The organism is Streptomyces sp. NPDC002076, assembly GCF_053593835.1.
On record NZ_JBSFDI010000001.1, the window covers coordinates 1 to 15,047 of the forward strand.

The window sequence follows — 15,047 nt, forward strand, 5'->3', positions numbered from 1 at the left end:
CAGCTGGCAACTCGCCCCGGCCACCGCATAGCGAACAGGGGCTGCCCGGCCTATGCCCGGACAGCCCCTCACCAAGATCTTCATGAGTCTTCTAGGCCCTGTCGTCAAATTCCCGTCGTCCGCCCGCCGAGCAGGCGGGAATTTGACGACAGGGCCTAGGCATGGGACGTGCGAAGACTGCCGTGTACGCCTACTTCGCCGACGACCGGTTGTTCTGCGTCGCGGCGAACGGTTCCTCTTGCAGGCTCACCGGTGTGAGGTGCTCGACGTGTCCTACGGTCCGCGGGGAACCCGGGAGCCAATGGGCTCGGCCTGGTGGTACGGGTGCAGGAGGTCGCCGGCCACGTGGTGACCGGGGCGGTCATGGTGGGCCGGACCCGGGCCGACCGGTGCACCGACGACTGGGCTTTGGGGCGACTGGCGACCGCCTTTCCACAGGGAAGTCCGGCCCGTGCCCTGCGTGCCCGATCGAGACGGCCCCGGTGCAGCCGGGGCCGTCCGTGGGCCGTCCGAGGGCGATGAACGTCTGTCAGGCGCCGGCGACCGAGGCCAAGTAGGCGGCCGTCTTCTCCGGCTCGTAGAAGAAGTTCTCGAAGTCGGAGGGGTCGTTGAACGCGTTGGCGAAGCGGTCGGCGACCGGCTGGAGCTGGCCGGCCGCTCCGATGAGGTTCAGGATGTGCTCCGGCGGCGGCATGAGCATCGCGTTCGTCCACTTGGTGACGTGCTGTGCGGTGTTCCAGTACCGGTCGAACGTGGCCTGCATCCACTCCTCGTCGAACGGCTTCTCACCCTGCTCCAGGATGGAGGCGAGGTACGACGCCGCGCACTTGGACGCCGAGTTGGAGCCCTGGCCGGTGATCGGGTCGTTGGCCACGACCACGTCCGCCACGCCCAGGACCAGGCCGCCGCCGGGGAGGCGGCCGATCGGGTTGCGGACCGTGGGAGCGTAGCGGCCGGCCAGCGTGCCGCCCGCGTCCGTCAGTTCGACCTTCGTCGCCCGCGCGTACTCCCAGGGCGTGAACTTCTCCATGAGTTCCAGGGTCAGGGAGAGGTGCTCCGCCGGGTCCTTGACGCCGTTGAAGACGTCGAGCGGGCCGCCGGGTATGCCCTCCCAGAACAGGATGTCGGCCGGTCCGGAGGTGGTGAGCGTCGGCATGACGAACAGCTCGCCGACACCGGGCACCAGGTTGCAGCGGACGGCCAGGAAGTCCGGGTGCTCCGGGCGGGGGCCGAGACCGTGGACGTACGACACCGCGAGCGCGCGCTGCGGCTCGCTGTACGGGGAGCGGGAGGCGTCGCGGCCGAACATCTGGACCAGCTCGCCCTTGCCCGCCGAGACCAGGACGAGGTCGTACGTACGGGAGAAGTAGTCGAGGTCGCCGACCGCCGCGCCGTGGATGACCAGCTGGCCGCCGCGCTGCGCGAAGGTCTCCATCCAGCCGGCCATCTTCACCCGCTGGTCGACCGACTGCGCGTACCCGTCCAGCTTGCCCACCCAGTCGATCGCCCGCTGCGTGGGGCCCGGGTCGTGCGAGCCCGGGGCCGCGACCGAGACGCCGAGTCCTTCGATCTTCGGGGCCTGGGACTCCCAGAAGTTCAGCTGGAGATCGCGCTCGTGCTGCAGTGCCGTGTGGAACATGCACTGCGTCGACATGACCCGGCCGGTGCGGATCTCGTCCGCGGTCCGGTTCGACATCAGGGTGACCTCGTAGCCGTGCGACTGCAGGCCGAGGGCGAGCTGGAGACCGGACTGGCCGGCTCCGACGACGAGTATCTTCCGCATGCGGGTGGGGACTCCTAACGGGTACTGCTCGGGGACTACTCGGGGGTTTCGTCCAGCGCGTGGCCGACCAGGGACAGCAGTGTCTCGATGACCGAGATCCGACGCCGCGCATCCATGATCATGACAGGGATGTGCTCGGGGATCGTCAGCGCCTCCCGTACGTCGTCCGGCTCGAACAACTCACTGCCGTCGAAGTGGTTGACGGCGACGACGTACGGCAGCCCGCAGCTCTCGAAGTAGTCCAGCGCGGGGAAGCAGTCCTTCAGGCGGCGGGTGTCGGCCAGCACGACGGCGCCGATCGCACCGCGCACGAGGTCGTCCCACATGAACCAGAACCGCTGCTGGCCCGGCGTGCCGAACAGGTAGAGCACCAGGTCGTCGTCGAGCGTGATGCGGCCGAAGTCCATGGCCACGGTGGTGGTGAGCTTGCCCGGCGTGGCGGTGAGGTCGTCGGTCTCCTCGCTCGCCTCGGTCATCAGCGCCTCGGTCTGCAGGGGCGTGATCTCCGAGACGGCGGTGACCAGGGTGGTCTTGCCGACACCGAAGCCTCCCGCCACGACTATCTTCGTGGCGATGGGGGCCCGGGTGCGGTCCGTCTGCCAGGACTTCAGGTCCTCGTCGGGCTCGGTGAATCCGGCGACGAGGGGAGCGCCTCCGGCGGCGGAGGCGGCGGCGTCAGAGACGACGGAGTCCACTCAGCACCCTTTCCAGCAGAGCGCGGTCCGGACGGCCGGTGCCGTGACCGGTCCCGGTGCCGTACACACGGATCTTTCCCTGGTCCGCGAGGTCGCTCAGGAGCACGCGGACCACGCCGAGCGGCATACTCAGCAGCGCGGCTATCTCGGCCACCGTGCGCATACGGCGGCACAGTTCGACGATGGCCTGCATCTCGGGCATCACCCGGGTGCTGAGGGAACCATTCGTCAGTTCCTTGCGCTCCTCGGGGGCTTCGAGGGCCGCCACGAACGTCTCCACGAGGAGTACGTGGCCGAAGCGGGTACGGCCGCCGGTGAGCGAGTAGGGGCGGACGCGGGCGGGTTTGCGGTCGCCGCCGCGCACGGGGAGTTTCCTCGCGGAGCCGCTCATCGGGCGCTCCCCGCCGACTCGGCCTCCAGGGACTTGCGCAGCTCGCTGCGGAGTTCCGGGGTGAGGACGTGGCCGGCGCGGCCGACGAACAGCGCCATGTGGTACGCCACCACGCTCATGTCGCACTCGGCGGAACCGTGCACGCCGAGCAGCGAGCCGTCGCTGATCGACATGACGAACAGGCTGCCTTCCTCCATCGCGATCATCGTGTGCTTGACGCCGCCGAGGTCCATCAGCTTCGCGGCGCCGACGGTGAGGCTGCCGATGCCGGAGACGATGGTGGCCAGGTCGGCGGAGGAGCCGCGGGGGCCCTTCGCCGGGCGGGTCCGGCGGGACTGCTCGGTGTGGCCGGGGTCGGACGAGAGCAGCAGCAGGCCGTCGGAGGAGACCACGGCGACCGACTCGATGCCGGGGACTTCCTCCACCAGGTTGGTCAGCAGCCAGTGCAGGTTGCGGGCTTCACTGCTCAGTCCGTAGGTACTGGGCGCGGTCAACTGCTTGCCTCCTCGGCTGTGCCCCCCGTGGCTGTTTCGGTACGTGATGTGATCTCTGCCTCTGCTTCGCGGTAGCCGGCCTGGGCGCCCTGGCGGAACCCGCCGAGTCTCCTGCGGAGGGCTTCGGCGTCCACAGAGCGGGTCCGCTGGCGCGGGGCCTGGGTCGGTACGGTGATCTTGGGTGTGCGCTTGGGGAGGCCCTTGGCGGTGACCGCCTCGGCTTCGCCTTCGGCGGATTCGTGCCCACCCGCACCACCCGTGCGGCTTTCGTCGTCGGGTGCGAGTGGCCCCTGGGGGGCGCGTCCGCCGTCGTCGGCCTGTGGGGCCGTGGGCAGTGCCTGCGGCGCGTCCGGGCGCTCGGCCGTGGGCCCCTGCGTCAAGTCCGGGAGCAGCAGCTCCATCGTCGACTCCGCGAAGGTCTCCGGCGGCGCCTTCGGGCGGGTCTCGGCGTCCTGGCCGGCCGACGCGGCCTGCTCATGGACCGCGTGTTCCGCCTGGCCGAACGCCGCTTCCTGGGCCGCCTGCCCGCTCCGAGCACGGAAGGCGTCCCGGGCCGAGTGCCCGACCGAGCCACCGAAGGCGTCCCGAGCCGCGCCACCGGCCGGCCCACCGAAGGTCTCCTGCGCCCCGTCACCGGCTGGCCTTCCGAAGGCGTCCCGCACCGAGTCACCGGCCGAGCCACCGAAAGCATCCCGCACCGCATCCCCGGCCGGCACGCCGAAGGCGTCCTGCGTCGCGTGCTCCGCCGAGCCGGTGGGGGCGAGGGCGTTCTCCGTGTCGGTCAGGTCGCCGTAGGCGGTCCTGGTCTCGGCCGTGGGTGCCGTTGGCTCTGCTGGAGGGGCGGGCTCGGCGGGGTCGGACTTCGTCTTGGCGTCGGAGGCGTGTGCCACCGCTCGTTCCGCCAGGGCGACCAGGGGGTCGGTGTCCTTGGTGCGGCCGTGGAGGACATTGGAGTTGACCTCGGCGTCGGCGCCGGGGAGGGAGAAGGTGCCCGTGGTGCTCGCGGACGAGGTCTGCGGGGGCAGGGCGGTGGGCGGGGCCTCACTGAGCAGGGTGGCCGGGAGGACGACCACCGCGGCGATGCCGCCCTGCTTCTGCTCACGCAGTCGCACCCGGACACCGTGGCGGTGGGCGAGGCGGGCGACGACGTACAGGCCGAGGCCGAGGCCGGCGTCGCCCTCGTTGTCGTAGTGGGTCTCGGCGTCGAAGTCGCTCAGGCGGGCGTTGAGCAGGTCCAGGCGGTCGGCCGCCATGCCGATGCCCTCGTCCTGGACGGAGAGCATCACCTCGCCGCTCTCCAGCAGCCAGCCGGAGAGCTCGACGGGCACGTCCGGCGGGGAGAACGACGTGGCGTTCTCCATCAGCTCGGCCAGCAGGTGGGACAGGTCGTCCGCCGCGAAGCCCGCCACATGCGCGTGCGGGGGAAGCGCCGCGATCCGGACCCGCTCGTAGCGCTCGATCTCGCTGACGCCCGCGCGGACCACGTCGACCAGCGGCACCGGGCCGTGGTGCTGCTGGACGTGCTCGGCGCCGGCCAGGACCAGGAGGTTCTCGCTGTGGCGGCGCATGACCGTGGCGAAGTGGTCCAGCTTGAAGAGCGTGGCGAGGCGGTCGGGGTCCTGTTCGCGTTCCTCCAGTCCCTCGATGACCGCGAGCTGGCGTTCGACCAGGCCGAGGGTGCGCAGGGCCAGGTTGACGAACGTGCCGCCGATGCTGGTGCGCAGCCGCTCCAGCTGTGCGGCGGACTCGGCGAGTTCGGCGCGGAGTTCCTCGCGGGCGTCGGCCATCTTCTGGCGCTGGCCGACCAGGTGCTTGCGGTCCGTCTCCAGCGTGGCCACGCGCTCGTGCAGGGCCGCCGCGTGCCCGTGCAGGGCGTTGACCGAGCGGACGACCTGGGCGAACTCGTCGTTGCGGCCGGTGAAGGCGATCGGCTCCTGGGACGCCGGGTCGCCGGACTCCGCCAGGCGGGCAGAGCCGCGGCGCAGCACCGACAGGGGACGGGTCAGGGTGCGGGCCATGGCCGTGGCGAGGCCGACCGCGACCAGCATGAGCGCACCGAGCACGGCGATGCGGATCTCCAGCGCCGTGACGTCGTCGTCGCGGAGTTTCGCCAGGTCCTTGGTGCGGTGGTCGTAGAGGGCCGACTCCGCGCCGCGCATCTCGTCGACGCGGGCGGACAGGGCCGCGTCCAGCTTCTTGGTGCTGGTGGTCAGCTCGCTGTCGGCCAGCGTCGGCTGGTCGGTGAGCGTGGCGAGGTACTTCTCGGCCGAGTTGACCTCGGGGCCGGTGACCGTGGAGTCGTAGGAGTCGACGGCCGCCTTGGGCGCGGTCGCGCGGAAGTCGGCGAGGGCGGCGTCGGCGCGCAGCCGGGCCTGCTGGGCGGCGGCGGTCAGTCGGTCGCGCTGTTTCCGGTCGGCCTCGGAGGTGGTGGAGGTCGTGGTGGGCAGCCCGGTGACGGGGCTGATCACCGTCCGGGTGGTGGACGGCACGTTCAGCGCGGCGAGCAGCAGGCCGCGGGCGGCGGCGGACTGCTGGACGGCGGTGTCCAGCTCGGCGAGCGCATGGGCGCCGGAGCCGGCCCGCGGGGGTGTCCGATCGGCCAGCTGCTCGGCGAGGCGGTGCAGCTCGGTGATGGCGGCCGAGTACGCCTGGTGGGCCTGGAGGGCCGTGGTCTTGCCGGTGAGGGCGGCCCGGCGGACGGCGGCGATGCCGTCGAGGTCGCCGCGCAGGCTCGCCGGGGTGTCGTCCTCGGCGCGCAGGTCCTCGACCTGGCGGTCGACACGGGCGCTGCGGTCCTCGGAGGGGGCCTTGGACTCGGGGCGGCCGGCCGCGATGTAGGAGGTGACCTCGTCGCGCTCGTCGGCGAGGGAGTTCGCGAGGGCGAGGGCGTCCTGGGTGCGGCCGGCCAGCGTCACCAGGTCCTGGGAGTCGCTGACGTCCTGGGAGGCGGTGAGCAGGGAGGGCACGCCGGCTCCCGCGACGGCGGCGGCCACCACGGCGACGGCGACGATCAGTCGGGTGCGCACATGGGTGGGGCGGCCGGTGCCCACGGGGGTCTGCGGTTCGGTCCCCGTGGGGGCCGTCTGCCTGCCTGTGCGCCGAGGCCGCTTCATCTGCACCGGTGCTCGCATTCCTGAACTCGACTAGCCAAGGACCCGGGTGGCACTCCGTCATCTCGGTGCCAAGTGGTGCGTACACCCGGTTCGTACGGTTCCCGACCCTCCCAGCGCCGGTGGGCAGTGGTCGCGCATCACCTGACCCGCCACCCGAAGGAGTGAACATCGGAGGGGAGTTGGCGGGCAAGTTCCTCTGGCCCGTGCGGTGCCCTTGCGCGGCATGCCGGTTGGACGAGCGGGGCAGGCTTTGGCAGTATTCGCCACCACGCCTTCCCGGAGTGGCCGATTCCACCCCAAAACAGGCGGCTGACCTGCGAGGTCGTGCCAATTCTGGGGCGGTTGCCAGCCTTTGGCGCATCCTGTGAAGGCCTCGTGCAGACTGGCTGAATGCGAACTGATCTCGTTTCGGAACCCGGTGACGCGAACCGACCCAATGAGGACTTCGCCGGTGTCGGACTACCCGCTTCCGGACAGGGCGGTTGTGTGATCGTCCTGGACGGAGTGACGCCGCCACGAGGTGAGACGGGGTGTCTGCATTCCGTCGCCTGGTTCACCGCCCGGCTCGGCGGCGCACTGACCGAACTGACCGTTTCGAGCGGAGATCTGACGCTGCCGGAGATTCTGTCGCGGGCGATCGGCCGCACCGCCGAGGCCCACGCGCGAACCTGTGAGCTTTCTCACCCGCGAACCCCGCAGGCAACCGTGGTCCTGGCCCGCTGGTCCGCCGAGACCGTCGAGTACCTGGTGCTGTCCGACTCCGCGCTGCTGCTGCAGGGCACCGACGGGACGGTCACCCCGGTCCTGGACGACCGGCTGGCCCGGCTCCCGCGCTCCGCGCTCACCACGGACGCCGTGGTGGACGCCACCCTGCGCAACCAGGAGGGCGGCTTCTTCACGGCCGCCGCCGATCCCTCGGTGGCCGCCCGCGCGGTCGCCGGCACGGTGCCCCGGGGCGAGGTCCGCGCCCTGGCCGCGCTGACGGACGGCGCGGCCCGCTGGACGGAGAAGTTCCATGAGGGCGACTGGCAGGCCCTGTTCGAGACGGTCGCGAAGCAGGGCGCCCGGTCACTGGTGGACCGGGTACGGGAACTGGAGACGGCGGACCGCGACCAGCGGGCGTTCCTGGGCCGGAGCAAGACACACGACGACGCGACGGTGGTGTACACAGAGCTGTGATCCCCCCGCCTCCGCCACGCTTCCACGCGGCCTCTCCTACCTCTCCATGACCCCGTTCAACTGATGCAGGAGCCGGGCCAGTTCCGCGACCTCGCGGCGGTCCCAGTGGGCGAGTTGGCGGACGTAGCGGGCGCGGCGGGCCTCGCGGACCTTGCCGACCCGGCCGCGGCCCTCCTCGGTCAGGGTGACTAGCCAGGCGCGGCCGTCGGCGGGGTCGGGTTCGCGGGCGATCAGGCCCAGCTCCTCCAGGGCGCGCAGCTGGCGGGACATGGTGGCCTTGCCGACGCCGATGTAGCCGGCGAGCTCCGTGGCCCGCTGGCCGCCGCACTCGTCCAGCCGGATGAGCAGGCCGTACGCGGAGGACTCCAGGTCGGGATGGACCTCGCGGGCCATCTCCCCCTGGTTGGCCCGGGCCCGCCTGAGCAGTACGGTCAACTCCCGTTCCAGTGCCAGGAATTCCTGGTCTGCACCACTGGGCGTCATCTGCTGGGCGCCGCCATGTGCGCCGCCGTTTCCGTCCTCGTGCACGTCAGCACCCCTGCTCGGTTTCGCGTCCTGAAAGTTTCTGCCAAAAGTCGTCATTGCCGCAGCTCTGTAAGTATTTCGCAGGGCTAGACCAACGGCGGCGTCCGGACCCCCTTCCCCGTCGTCATCTACGTGCGTAGCTTCTTTACCAGGCAATGAATGGCATGCCCACGCCAGTGCGGCATCCGGTACACGGTCACAGCCACGTTCCCCCCACCCCACTCTCCGGAGGCACGTCATGCCCGTGCACAGACCCGGCTCCGACCACTCCGCCCGCTCTCTCCGCCCGCGCCCCCTCGCCGTCCTGGTCACGGCCCTGCTCGCGGCGCTCTCCCTGACCCTCCCGCTCACCTCCGCCCACGCCGCGAGCACGCCCAGCCGCGGCTCCGCCTACATGGGCATGGGGGTCCTCGCGCACGACGGCCGGCACGGCACCCCGACCTCCGGTGACGTCACCCAGACCGAGGGCGTGGACGTCTCCGGGTACCAGGGCAACGTCGCCTGGTCGACCCTGTGGAACAGCGGGGTGCGCTGGGCGTACACGAAGGCGACGGAAGGCACGTACTACACGAACCCGTACTTCGCCCAGCAGTACAACGGCTCGTACAACATCGGCATGATCCGCGGCGCCTACCACTTCGCGACCCCGGACACCACCAGCGGCGCCACCCAGGCGAGCTACTTCGTCGGCCACGGCGGCGGCTGGTCCCGGGACGGCAAGACCCTGCCCGGCGCGCTCGACATCGAGTGGAACCCGTACGGCGCCGAGTGCTACGGCAAGACCGCGAGCCAGATGGTCAGCTGGATCGCCGACTTCCTGAACACCTACAAGTCCCTGACCGGCCGGGACGCCGTGATCTACACGGCCACCAGCTGGTGGAGCGACTGCACCGGCAACTACGGCGGCTTCGCGGTGAACAACCCGCTGTGGATCGCCCGCTACGCCTCGGACCCGGGGACGCTGCCGGCCGGCTGGTCGTACTACACGATGTGGCAGTACACCTCCTCCGGCCCGACCGTCGGCGACCACGACAAGTTCAACGGGGCGCTGGACCGGGTGCAGGCCCTGGCCAACGGCTGAGCCCTCACAGACCCCTGATCCCTCACAGCCCCAGGGAAATCGCGATCCGCGTCAGCTCGGCCATGCTCGTGTGGCCGAGCTTGGCGCGGATGCGTCGCATGTAGGTGTCCACGGTGTGCCGGGACACGCCCATGGCGCGGGCCGTCTGGAGATAGGTGCGGCCCGCCGCGATATGTCGGAGCGTCTCCCGTTCGCGATCGGTCAGCGGCCGGGCCGTAACGCCAGTCATCGAGTCCTCCTTGTTGTCACCCCCCAGCAGGATGGGTAATGCCGGAATAAGGGCATTTGTCTCCTTCACGCCGGGCAACCCCCGACCGGTTGCGGACGGCCGCGGATTTCTTGCCGCGGCCCTGCGTTGGTGCTCCGCGCCGCCCGGGATCATGCTGGTCAGGAGAGCCTGCCGAGCAAGGGCGAGATGAGCGGCGATGGAGCGACAGTCGACGTACACGGCCACGGCCACCATCGATGAGCAGGGCATTCTCACCGCGTGGAGCGAAGGCGCCCGGCGGCTCCTCGGCTATGACGCACCGGCCGTCGTCGGACGGCCCGCCACCGCGCTCCTCGCCACCGACGGCTCGGCGGCCCGGCGGATCGTCGCCGGCCGGGACCGCTGGAACGGCACCGTCCCGCTGCGGCACCGCGACGGCCGGCTGCTGGAACTGGGCGTGCTCGCGCACCGCCGGACCTCGGAAACCGGCGTCACCGACTGGCTCGTGGTGAGCGCCGTGACGGCCCGTGCGCAGCCGCCCCGGGGCGAACCGCTGGAGGAGTGGACGTTCCTGCAGTCCCCCTTCCCGCTGGCGATCTTCGACGCCCAGCTGCGGCTCGTGCGCGCCAACCGCCGTATGGAACACGCCCTCGCCCTGCCCGAGGCCGCGATGCGTGGACTCGGGCTGCCGCACATCGTGCCCGGCTCCGCGAGCGAGGAGGCCGAACTGTCGATGCGGCTCGCGCTGGAGACCGGCCGACCGCAGGAGGCCCGGGCCCGGCTCGGCGCGGAACTGGGCCGAAGTGCCGTGCTCACCCCGCTGAAGGACGCCGGCGGCCGGGTGCGCGCCGTCTGCCTGTCCACCCAGACGCCCGCCCAGGACTCCGCCGCCGGGCAACGCCCGTCGGCCGACAGCGGCTCGCGCGTCGGCATGGCCGCCGACCAGGCCCGCGCCGCACAGGAGCTCGGTGAGGTCACCGTCCCCCGGCTCGCCGACGTCATGGCGGTCGACCTGCTCGACTCCCCCCGCGAGGCGGGCGAGGAACCCGCCCCGCGGCCCGGCCCGGTAGTCCTGCGCCGCGCCGCGCTGCGCGCCATGCCCGACGGCGTGGGTCCGGCCTACGGCAGCGGCGTCGGCGAGGCGGTCGTCTGCCCGCCGGACTCACCCCCGGCCCGGTGTCTGACGGCCGGCCGGCCCCTGCTGTACGACACGGCGGACCCGCTCGTCGCCGAGTGGGCGGCGGTGGACCCGGGTGCGGCGTGGCTGCGCGCGTCCGGGGCGCGCTCACTGCTGGCGGTGCCGCTGCTCGCCCAGGGCAGCACGCTCGGGGTGGCGCTGTTCGGCCGGCGGCCCGGCCGCGAGCCGTTCGGCCCGGAGGATCTGCGGCTGGCCCAGGAGTTCACGGACAAGGCGGCCGCCGGCATCCGGCAGGCGCGCTCCTACACCAAGTCCCGCACCACCACCATGGCCCTCCAGCAGAGCCTGCTCCCGCACACGCTGCCCGAACAGGCGGCCCTGGAGATCGCCACCCGCTATCTGCCCGCCGCGACGCGGGCCGGGGTGGGCGGCGACTGGTTCGACGTCATCCCGCTGTCCGGGGCGCGGGTGGCGCTGGTCGTGGGGGACGTGGTGGGCCACGGGATCCGCGCCTCGGCCACCATGGGCCGGCTGCGCACCGCCGTGCGCACCCTGGCCGACGTCGATCTGCCGGCCGACGAACTCCTCACCCACCTCGACGACCTGGTGCTGCGGCTCGCCGCCGACGAGGGCAGCACGGACCCGACCGCCGAGACCGCCGGCGGCATCGGCACCACCTGTCTGTACGCGGTCTACGACCCGGTCTCCCGCCGGTGCACCCTGGCCCGGGCCGGCCATCCGCCGCCTGCAGTGGTCACGCCGGACGGCACCGTGCGCTTCCTGGACGTGCCCGCGGGCCCGCCGCTCGGGCTCGGCGGGCTGCCGTTCGAGGCCACCGAGACCGAACTGCCCGAGGGCAGCCTGCTCGCCCTGTACACCGACGGGCTGTTCGAGGCCCGCGAGCACGACATCGACGAGGCGCTGGACAAGATGTTCGCCGCGCTGGTGCGGCCCGCGCGGTCACTGGACGCGGTCTGCGACCACGTGCTCACCGAGCTGCTCACCCATCGCCCCGACGACGACATCGCCCTGCTCGTCGCCCGCACCCGGGTCCTGCACGAGGACCGGGTCGCCGCCTGGGAGCTGCCGAGCGACCCCGAGGACGTCGCCCAGGCCCGCCACCTGGCCTGCGCCCAGCTGTCCGCCTGGGGCCTGGACGAGGTCTCCTTCACCACCGAGCTGATGGTCAGCGAGCTGGTCACCAACGCCATCCGCTACGGCCGCCCGCCCATCCAGCTCCGGCTGATCCACCAGGACGCGACCCTGATCTGCGAGGTGTACGACTCCAGCGGCACCACCCCGCACATGCGGCGCGCCCGCATCTTCGACGAGGGCGGCCGGGGCCTGCTGCTGGTCGCCCAGCTCGCCGAACGCTGGGGCACCCGGCACGACCGGGTCGGCAAGACGGTGTGGGCGGAGCAGTCGGTCGCCGCGGCCCCCGGCTGAGTCAGCCGTCGCCGCCGTTGCCCCCGCGGCCGCCCTGACCGCTGGTCTCGCAGCCGACGCCGAGGCAGATCCCGCCGTTCCCGCCCCGCCCGCCGGCTCCGCCGTCGCCCCCGCCCACCGCGCCGCCGCCGTTCCCGCCGGCGCCGCCGTTGACGCTGCCCGAGCAGACGCCGACGCAGATCCCGCCGTCGCCGCCCCTGCCGCCGTTCCTGCCCGGTGCGCCGGCGGTGCCGTCGCCGCCGCCTGCGCTGCCGTTGCAGAGCCCGGCGCAGATGCCGCCGTCCGCGCCCTTGGTGCCGTTGACGGTGCCGTTGCAGTTACCCGCACAGATCGAGTCGCCGATACGGACGCTGCCGTTGCCCACATGGACGCTGCTCAGGCTGCCCGGGCTGCCGCCGGATCCACCGCCGACGGGGCCGGTGTCGGCCATCGCGGCCGGGGCCATCGCGCCCCCGGCGATCACCACGGTCGAGACCGCGAGACCGACACCGAATTTCCAGGAGTGGCTGCGCATGGGATTTCCCTTTCTCTGAACTTCTTCTCGGAACTTCAGTCCGTCTGCAGAAATGCGAGCCAGTCGCCGTTCAGGAGCTGCCGCTCCCATGTACTGATCTCTTTCTCCGAGATCTTGTACTTCTTGGCCGCGTCGGCCTGGGTCACCCGGCCGGTCAGCACGGCCAGCGCGATCCGCGCCTTGTCCAGCCGCGAGAGATCCGACTTCGGCTTGTCGGGCAGGTCGTGCAGGTCGAGCGGGGAGCAGCCCGGCTTGCCCGGCTTGCCCGGCTCACCCGGCTTGCCGGGCGCGCCGCCCTTGCCGCCTTCGCCGCCCTCTCCGCAGTGCGCGGACGGATGAGCCGGCGCGGCCGCGTAGCCGCCGGCTACCGGGGCCGTGTGAGTGGCCGCCTGGGCGGCGCACGCGGTGGCGGTGACGAGAGCCACGGAGGCCGCCGCGAGGGTGAGGGGACGCCGCCAGGAGTTCATGGGCATCGGGGGTCTCCTTTTCCGATCAGGGGTGTGGTGGGGCTTTTCATGTGCGGGCGCTGTGGCCCGGTCGGGGGTGGAGGCCGGGTGGCCCCCACCCCGTCGACGGTCACAGGAGACGGTCAGAAGAGGCTGGAGCCACCGGCCCCGCCGGACCCGCCGGCGCCGCCGAACAGGCCACCGAAGCCGCCCTTGCCGCCCTTGCCGCCGCTACCGCCCTGGAAGACGCTGTCGCCGCCCTTGCCGCCGCTGCCGCCCTTGCCGCCGATGAGGGTGCCGTCGCCACCGCCACCGCCGCTGCCGCCGCCACCACCGGCCAGGACGCCGAAGCCGCCGGCGCCGCCGTCGCCGCCCTTGCCGCCGACGACGCCGTCGCCGCCGCCACCGCCGCCACCGCCGCCACCACCGGCCAGGACGCCGTCGCCGCCCTTGCCGCCCTGCCCACCGTCACCACCGGTGCCGAGGACGCTGCCGCCACCGGATCCACCGGCACCACCGCCGCCACCGACCAGGCCGCCGCCGCCGTCACCACCGGCTCCACCGGCGCCGCCACCGTGGACGAAGGCCACGGTCGAGGTGGGCATCGGGGCCGCCATCGCACTGGAGACAGGCAGAAGGACACCCCCGGTGACCAGCGCGGCGGAGGCGGCGAGGGTCGCGAAACGCAGACCTCGGCGCTTCGGACGGGCGTCGGCGTGGGTGTGAACGATACGAGTCATGAGCTTTCTCCCAATTACTGTGAGGATTTCCCGAGAGGGATTACCGGAGGATTTCCGTTTCCCTCGGACCGCCTCATTTCCGTTCCGGTGAGGCCGTGCTTCAAGTAGGCCCGAACGGGAAATCGGGGTCACGTTCCGAGGACTCGGGACTTGACGCACTCACAGGCGTCGGGTAAAGCCCGCGTAAGCGGCACAGATCAGCTGCGGCACGGATCAGCCGAGGAACCGCCGGGCCCAGGCAGGTGGCTCCGGCGGCGGGACCCGGTCCACCAGGGTCGGCGTACGGCGGCGGGGCACACAGTCGGCGACGGCCGCCCGCAGGGCCGCGACGAACTCCAGACAGGTGCCGTGACGGTCGTCCGGGGCCTTGGCCAGGGCCTTGTGCAGCACCTCGTCGGCGGCCGGCGGAATGTCCGGCCGCTCCTTGCTGAGCACGGGCGGCGGGTCGTACTGGTGCGCCCACAGCAGTTCCAGGTGGTCCTCCCGCCGGAAGGGCGGGGCGCCCGTGAGCATCTCGTGGACCACACAGGCCAGGCTGTACTGGTCGGCCCGGCCGTCCACCGGGCGCCCGGCGATCCGCTCGGGCGCCACGTAGTCGAGGGTGCCGACGAACTCGCCCGCGGTGGTGAACCCGGTGAGCGACAGCGACTTCTTGGCCAGCCCGAAGTCGGTGAGATAGACGTGCTCGGGGTGGTCGCTGTCGACGACCTTGGCGATCAGGACGTTGCCGGGTTTGACGTCCCGGTGCACCAGGTCGCGCGCGTGGGCCGCGTCCAGGGCGGAGGCCAGCTGGGCCGCGATGCGCAGCGCGACCGGCACCGCCAGCGGGCCCTCCCGGTCGATCAGGGCGCGCAGGTCCTGCCCGGAGACGTAGCACATGGCGATGTAGAGGACCCCGTCGAACTCGCCGGCCTCGAAGACGGGGACGATGTTGGGGTGGTCGATGGCGGCGGCCACCCGGGATTCCTGGGCGAAGCGGCGGCGGAAGGCGTCGTTCCTGGTGTACTCGGGGGCGAGCAGCTTGAGGGCGACCGTCCGGCCGAGGCGCAGGTCCCTGGCGCGGTAGACGACGGCCATCCCACCGCGACCGAGTTCGCGCTCCACCTTGTAGCCCGCGATCTCGGCCCCGATCAGACCGGAGGGGGTCTTGGGGGGCCAACTCACGACTGAATTCTATCGAGCTATCCCGATATGAGCGCAATGCGAAGATCCTCGTACGATCCCCCTGGGCTCCCCCCTACGCCCGCCCCTGCGAGCGCATGGCGAAGGCCCGGGCCTCCCTCACGGGACCCGG

14 protein-coding genes are annotated in these 15,047 nt (G+C 72.0%); 3 read left to right on the forward strand and 11 right to left on the reverse strand.

The features are described 5' to 3' along the window. Window positions 1–529: 529 nt before the first annotated feature. Genes ACWCQS_RS00005 through ACWCQS_RS00025 form a run of 5 tightly spaced genes read right to left on the reverse strand, consistent with a single transcriptional unit; the run spans window position 530 to window position 6,482 of the window. Window positions 530–1,783 carry a styrene monooxygenase/indole monooxygenase family protein gene (locus tag ACWCQS_RS00005; RefSeq protein WP_451002363.1) on the reverse strand — a complete coding sequence of 418 codons (1,254 nt, stop codon included), beginning with the start codon at window positions 1,781–1,783 and terminating at the stop codon, window positions 530–532. A gap of 35 nt (window positions 1,784–1,818) precedes the next feature. After that, window positions 1,819–2,478, reverse strand: coding sequence for a GTP-binding protein (locus ACWCQS_RS00010; RefSeq protein ID WP_451002364.1), 660 nt, complete (start codon window positions 2,476–2,478; stop codon window positions 1,819–1,821). After that, window positions 2,459–2,869 carry a DUF742 domain-containing protein gene (locus tag ACWCQS_RS00015; protein ID WP_451002365.1) on the reverse strand — a complete coding sequence of 137 codons (411 nt, stop codon included), beginning with the start codon at window positions 2,867–2,869 and terminating at the stop codon, window positions 2,459–2,461. Before ACWCQS_RS00015 ends, ACWCQS_RS00010 begins: the two co-directional genes overlap by 20 nt. Further along, window positions 2,866–3,363, reverse strand: coding sequence for a roadblock/LC7 domain-containing protein (locus tag ACWCQS_RS00020; RefSeq protein ID WP_451002366.1), 498 nt, complete (start codon window positions 3,361–3,363; stop codon window positions 2,866–2,868). Before ACWCQS_RS00020 ends, ACWCQS_RS00015 begins: the two co-directional genes overlap by 4 nt. Further along, the gene (locus ACWCQS_RS00025) at window positions 3,360–6,482 is read right to left on the reverse strand and encodes a nitrate- and nitrite sensing domain-containing protein (RefSeq protein ID WP_451002367.1); all 3,123 of its coding nucleotides are present in this window, start codon (window positions 6,480–6,482) and stop codon (window positions 3,360–3,362) included. The genes ACWCQS_RS00020 and ACWCQS_RS00025 overlap by 4 nt, the downstream gene beginning before the upstream one ends. Window positions 6,483–6,866: 384 nt before the next feature. Here ACWCQS_RS00025 and ACWCQS_RS00030 point away from each other — a divergent pair, with 384 nt between their 5' ends. Beyond that, window positions 6,867–7,655 (forward strand): protein phosphatase 2C domain-containing protein, encoded by a 789-nt coding sequence (locus ACWCQS_RS00030; RefSeq protein ID WP_451002368.1) that lies wholly within the window; start codon window positions 6,867–6,869, stop codon window positions 7,653–7,655. Window positions 7,656–7,691: 36 nt separating this feature from the next. On the opposite strand, the gene ACWCQS_RS00035 is transcribed toward ACWCQS_RS00030, so the two are convergent. Next, window positions 7,692–8,183: a MarR family winged helix-turn-helix transcriptional regulator gene (locus ACWCQS_RS00035; protein WP_451002369.1), complete on the reverse strand. Its 492-nt coding sequence runs from the start codon at window positions 8,181–8,183 to the stop codon at window positions 7,692–7,694. 235 nt (window positions 8,184–8,418) lie between these two features. Between ACWCQS_RS00035 and ACWCQS_RS00040 the strand changes: the two genes are divergently transcribed. Next, window positions 8,419–9,261, forward strand: coding sequence for a lysozyme (locus ACWCQS_RS00040; RefSeq protein ID WP_451002370.1), 843 nt, complete (start codon window positions 8,419–8,421; stop codon window positions 9,259–9,261). A 22-nt stretch (window positions 9,262–9,283) separates the two neighbouring features. On the opposite strand, the gene ACWCQS_RS00045 is transcribed toward ACWCQS_RS00040, so the two are convergent. Then, a complete protein-coding gene (locus ACWCQS_RS00045) occupies window positions 9,284–9,490 on the reverse strand; it encodes a response regulator transcription factor (RefSeq protein ID WP_450981211.1) in 207 nt (68 codons plus the stop codon). Between the two features lie 196 nt (window positions 9,491–9,686). On the opposite strand from ACWCQS_RS00045, the gene ACWCQS_RS00050 reads away from it, so the two are divergent. Further along, the gene (locus tag ACWCQS_RS00050) at window positions 9,687–12,053 is read left to right on the forward strand and encodes a SpoIIE family protein phosphatase (protein ID WP_451002371.1); all 2,367 of its coding nucleotides are present in this window, start codon (window positions 9,687–9,689) and stop codon (window positions 12,051–12,053) included. Window position 12,054: 1 nt separating this feature from the next. On the opposite strand, the gene ACWCQS_RS00055 is transcribed toward ACWCQS_RS00050, so the two are convergent. The 4 genes from ACWCQS_RS00055 to ACWCQS_RS00070 form a co-directional block, all read right to left on the reverse strand. After that, entirely contained in the window at window positions 12,055–12,567 is a 513-nt protein-coding gene (locus tag ACWCQS_RS00055; protein ID WP_451002372.1) for a hypothetical protein, read from the reverse strand. 35 nt (window positions 12,568–12,602) lie between these two features. After that, entirely contained in the window at window positions 12,603–13,040 is a 438-nt protein-coding gene (locus tag ACWCQS_RS00060; RefSeq protein ID WP_451002373.1) for a DUF1153 domain-containing protein, read from the reverse strand. 116 nt (window positions 13,041–13,156) lie between these two features. Then, window positions 13,157–13,753, reverse strand: a complete 597-nt coding sequence (locus tag ACWCQS_RS00065; protein ID WP_451002374.1) for a hypothetical protein — start codon at window positions 13,751–13,753, stop codon at window positions 13,157–13,159. Window positions 13,754–13,966: 213 nt separating this feature from the next. After that, window positions 13,967–14,917: a serine/threonine-protein kinase gene (locus ACWCQS_RS00070; RefSeq protein ID WP_451002375.1), complete on the reverse strand. Its 951-nt coding sequence runs from the start codon at window positions 14,915–14,917 to the stop codon at window positions 13,967–13,969. Window positions 14,918–15,047: the final 130 nt, after the last annotated feature.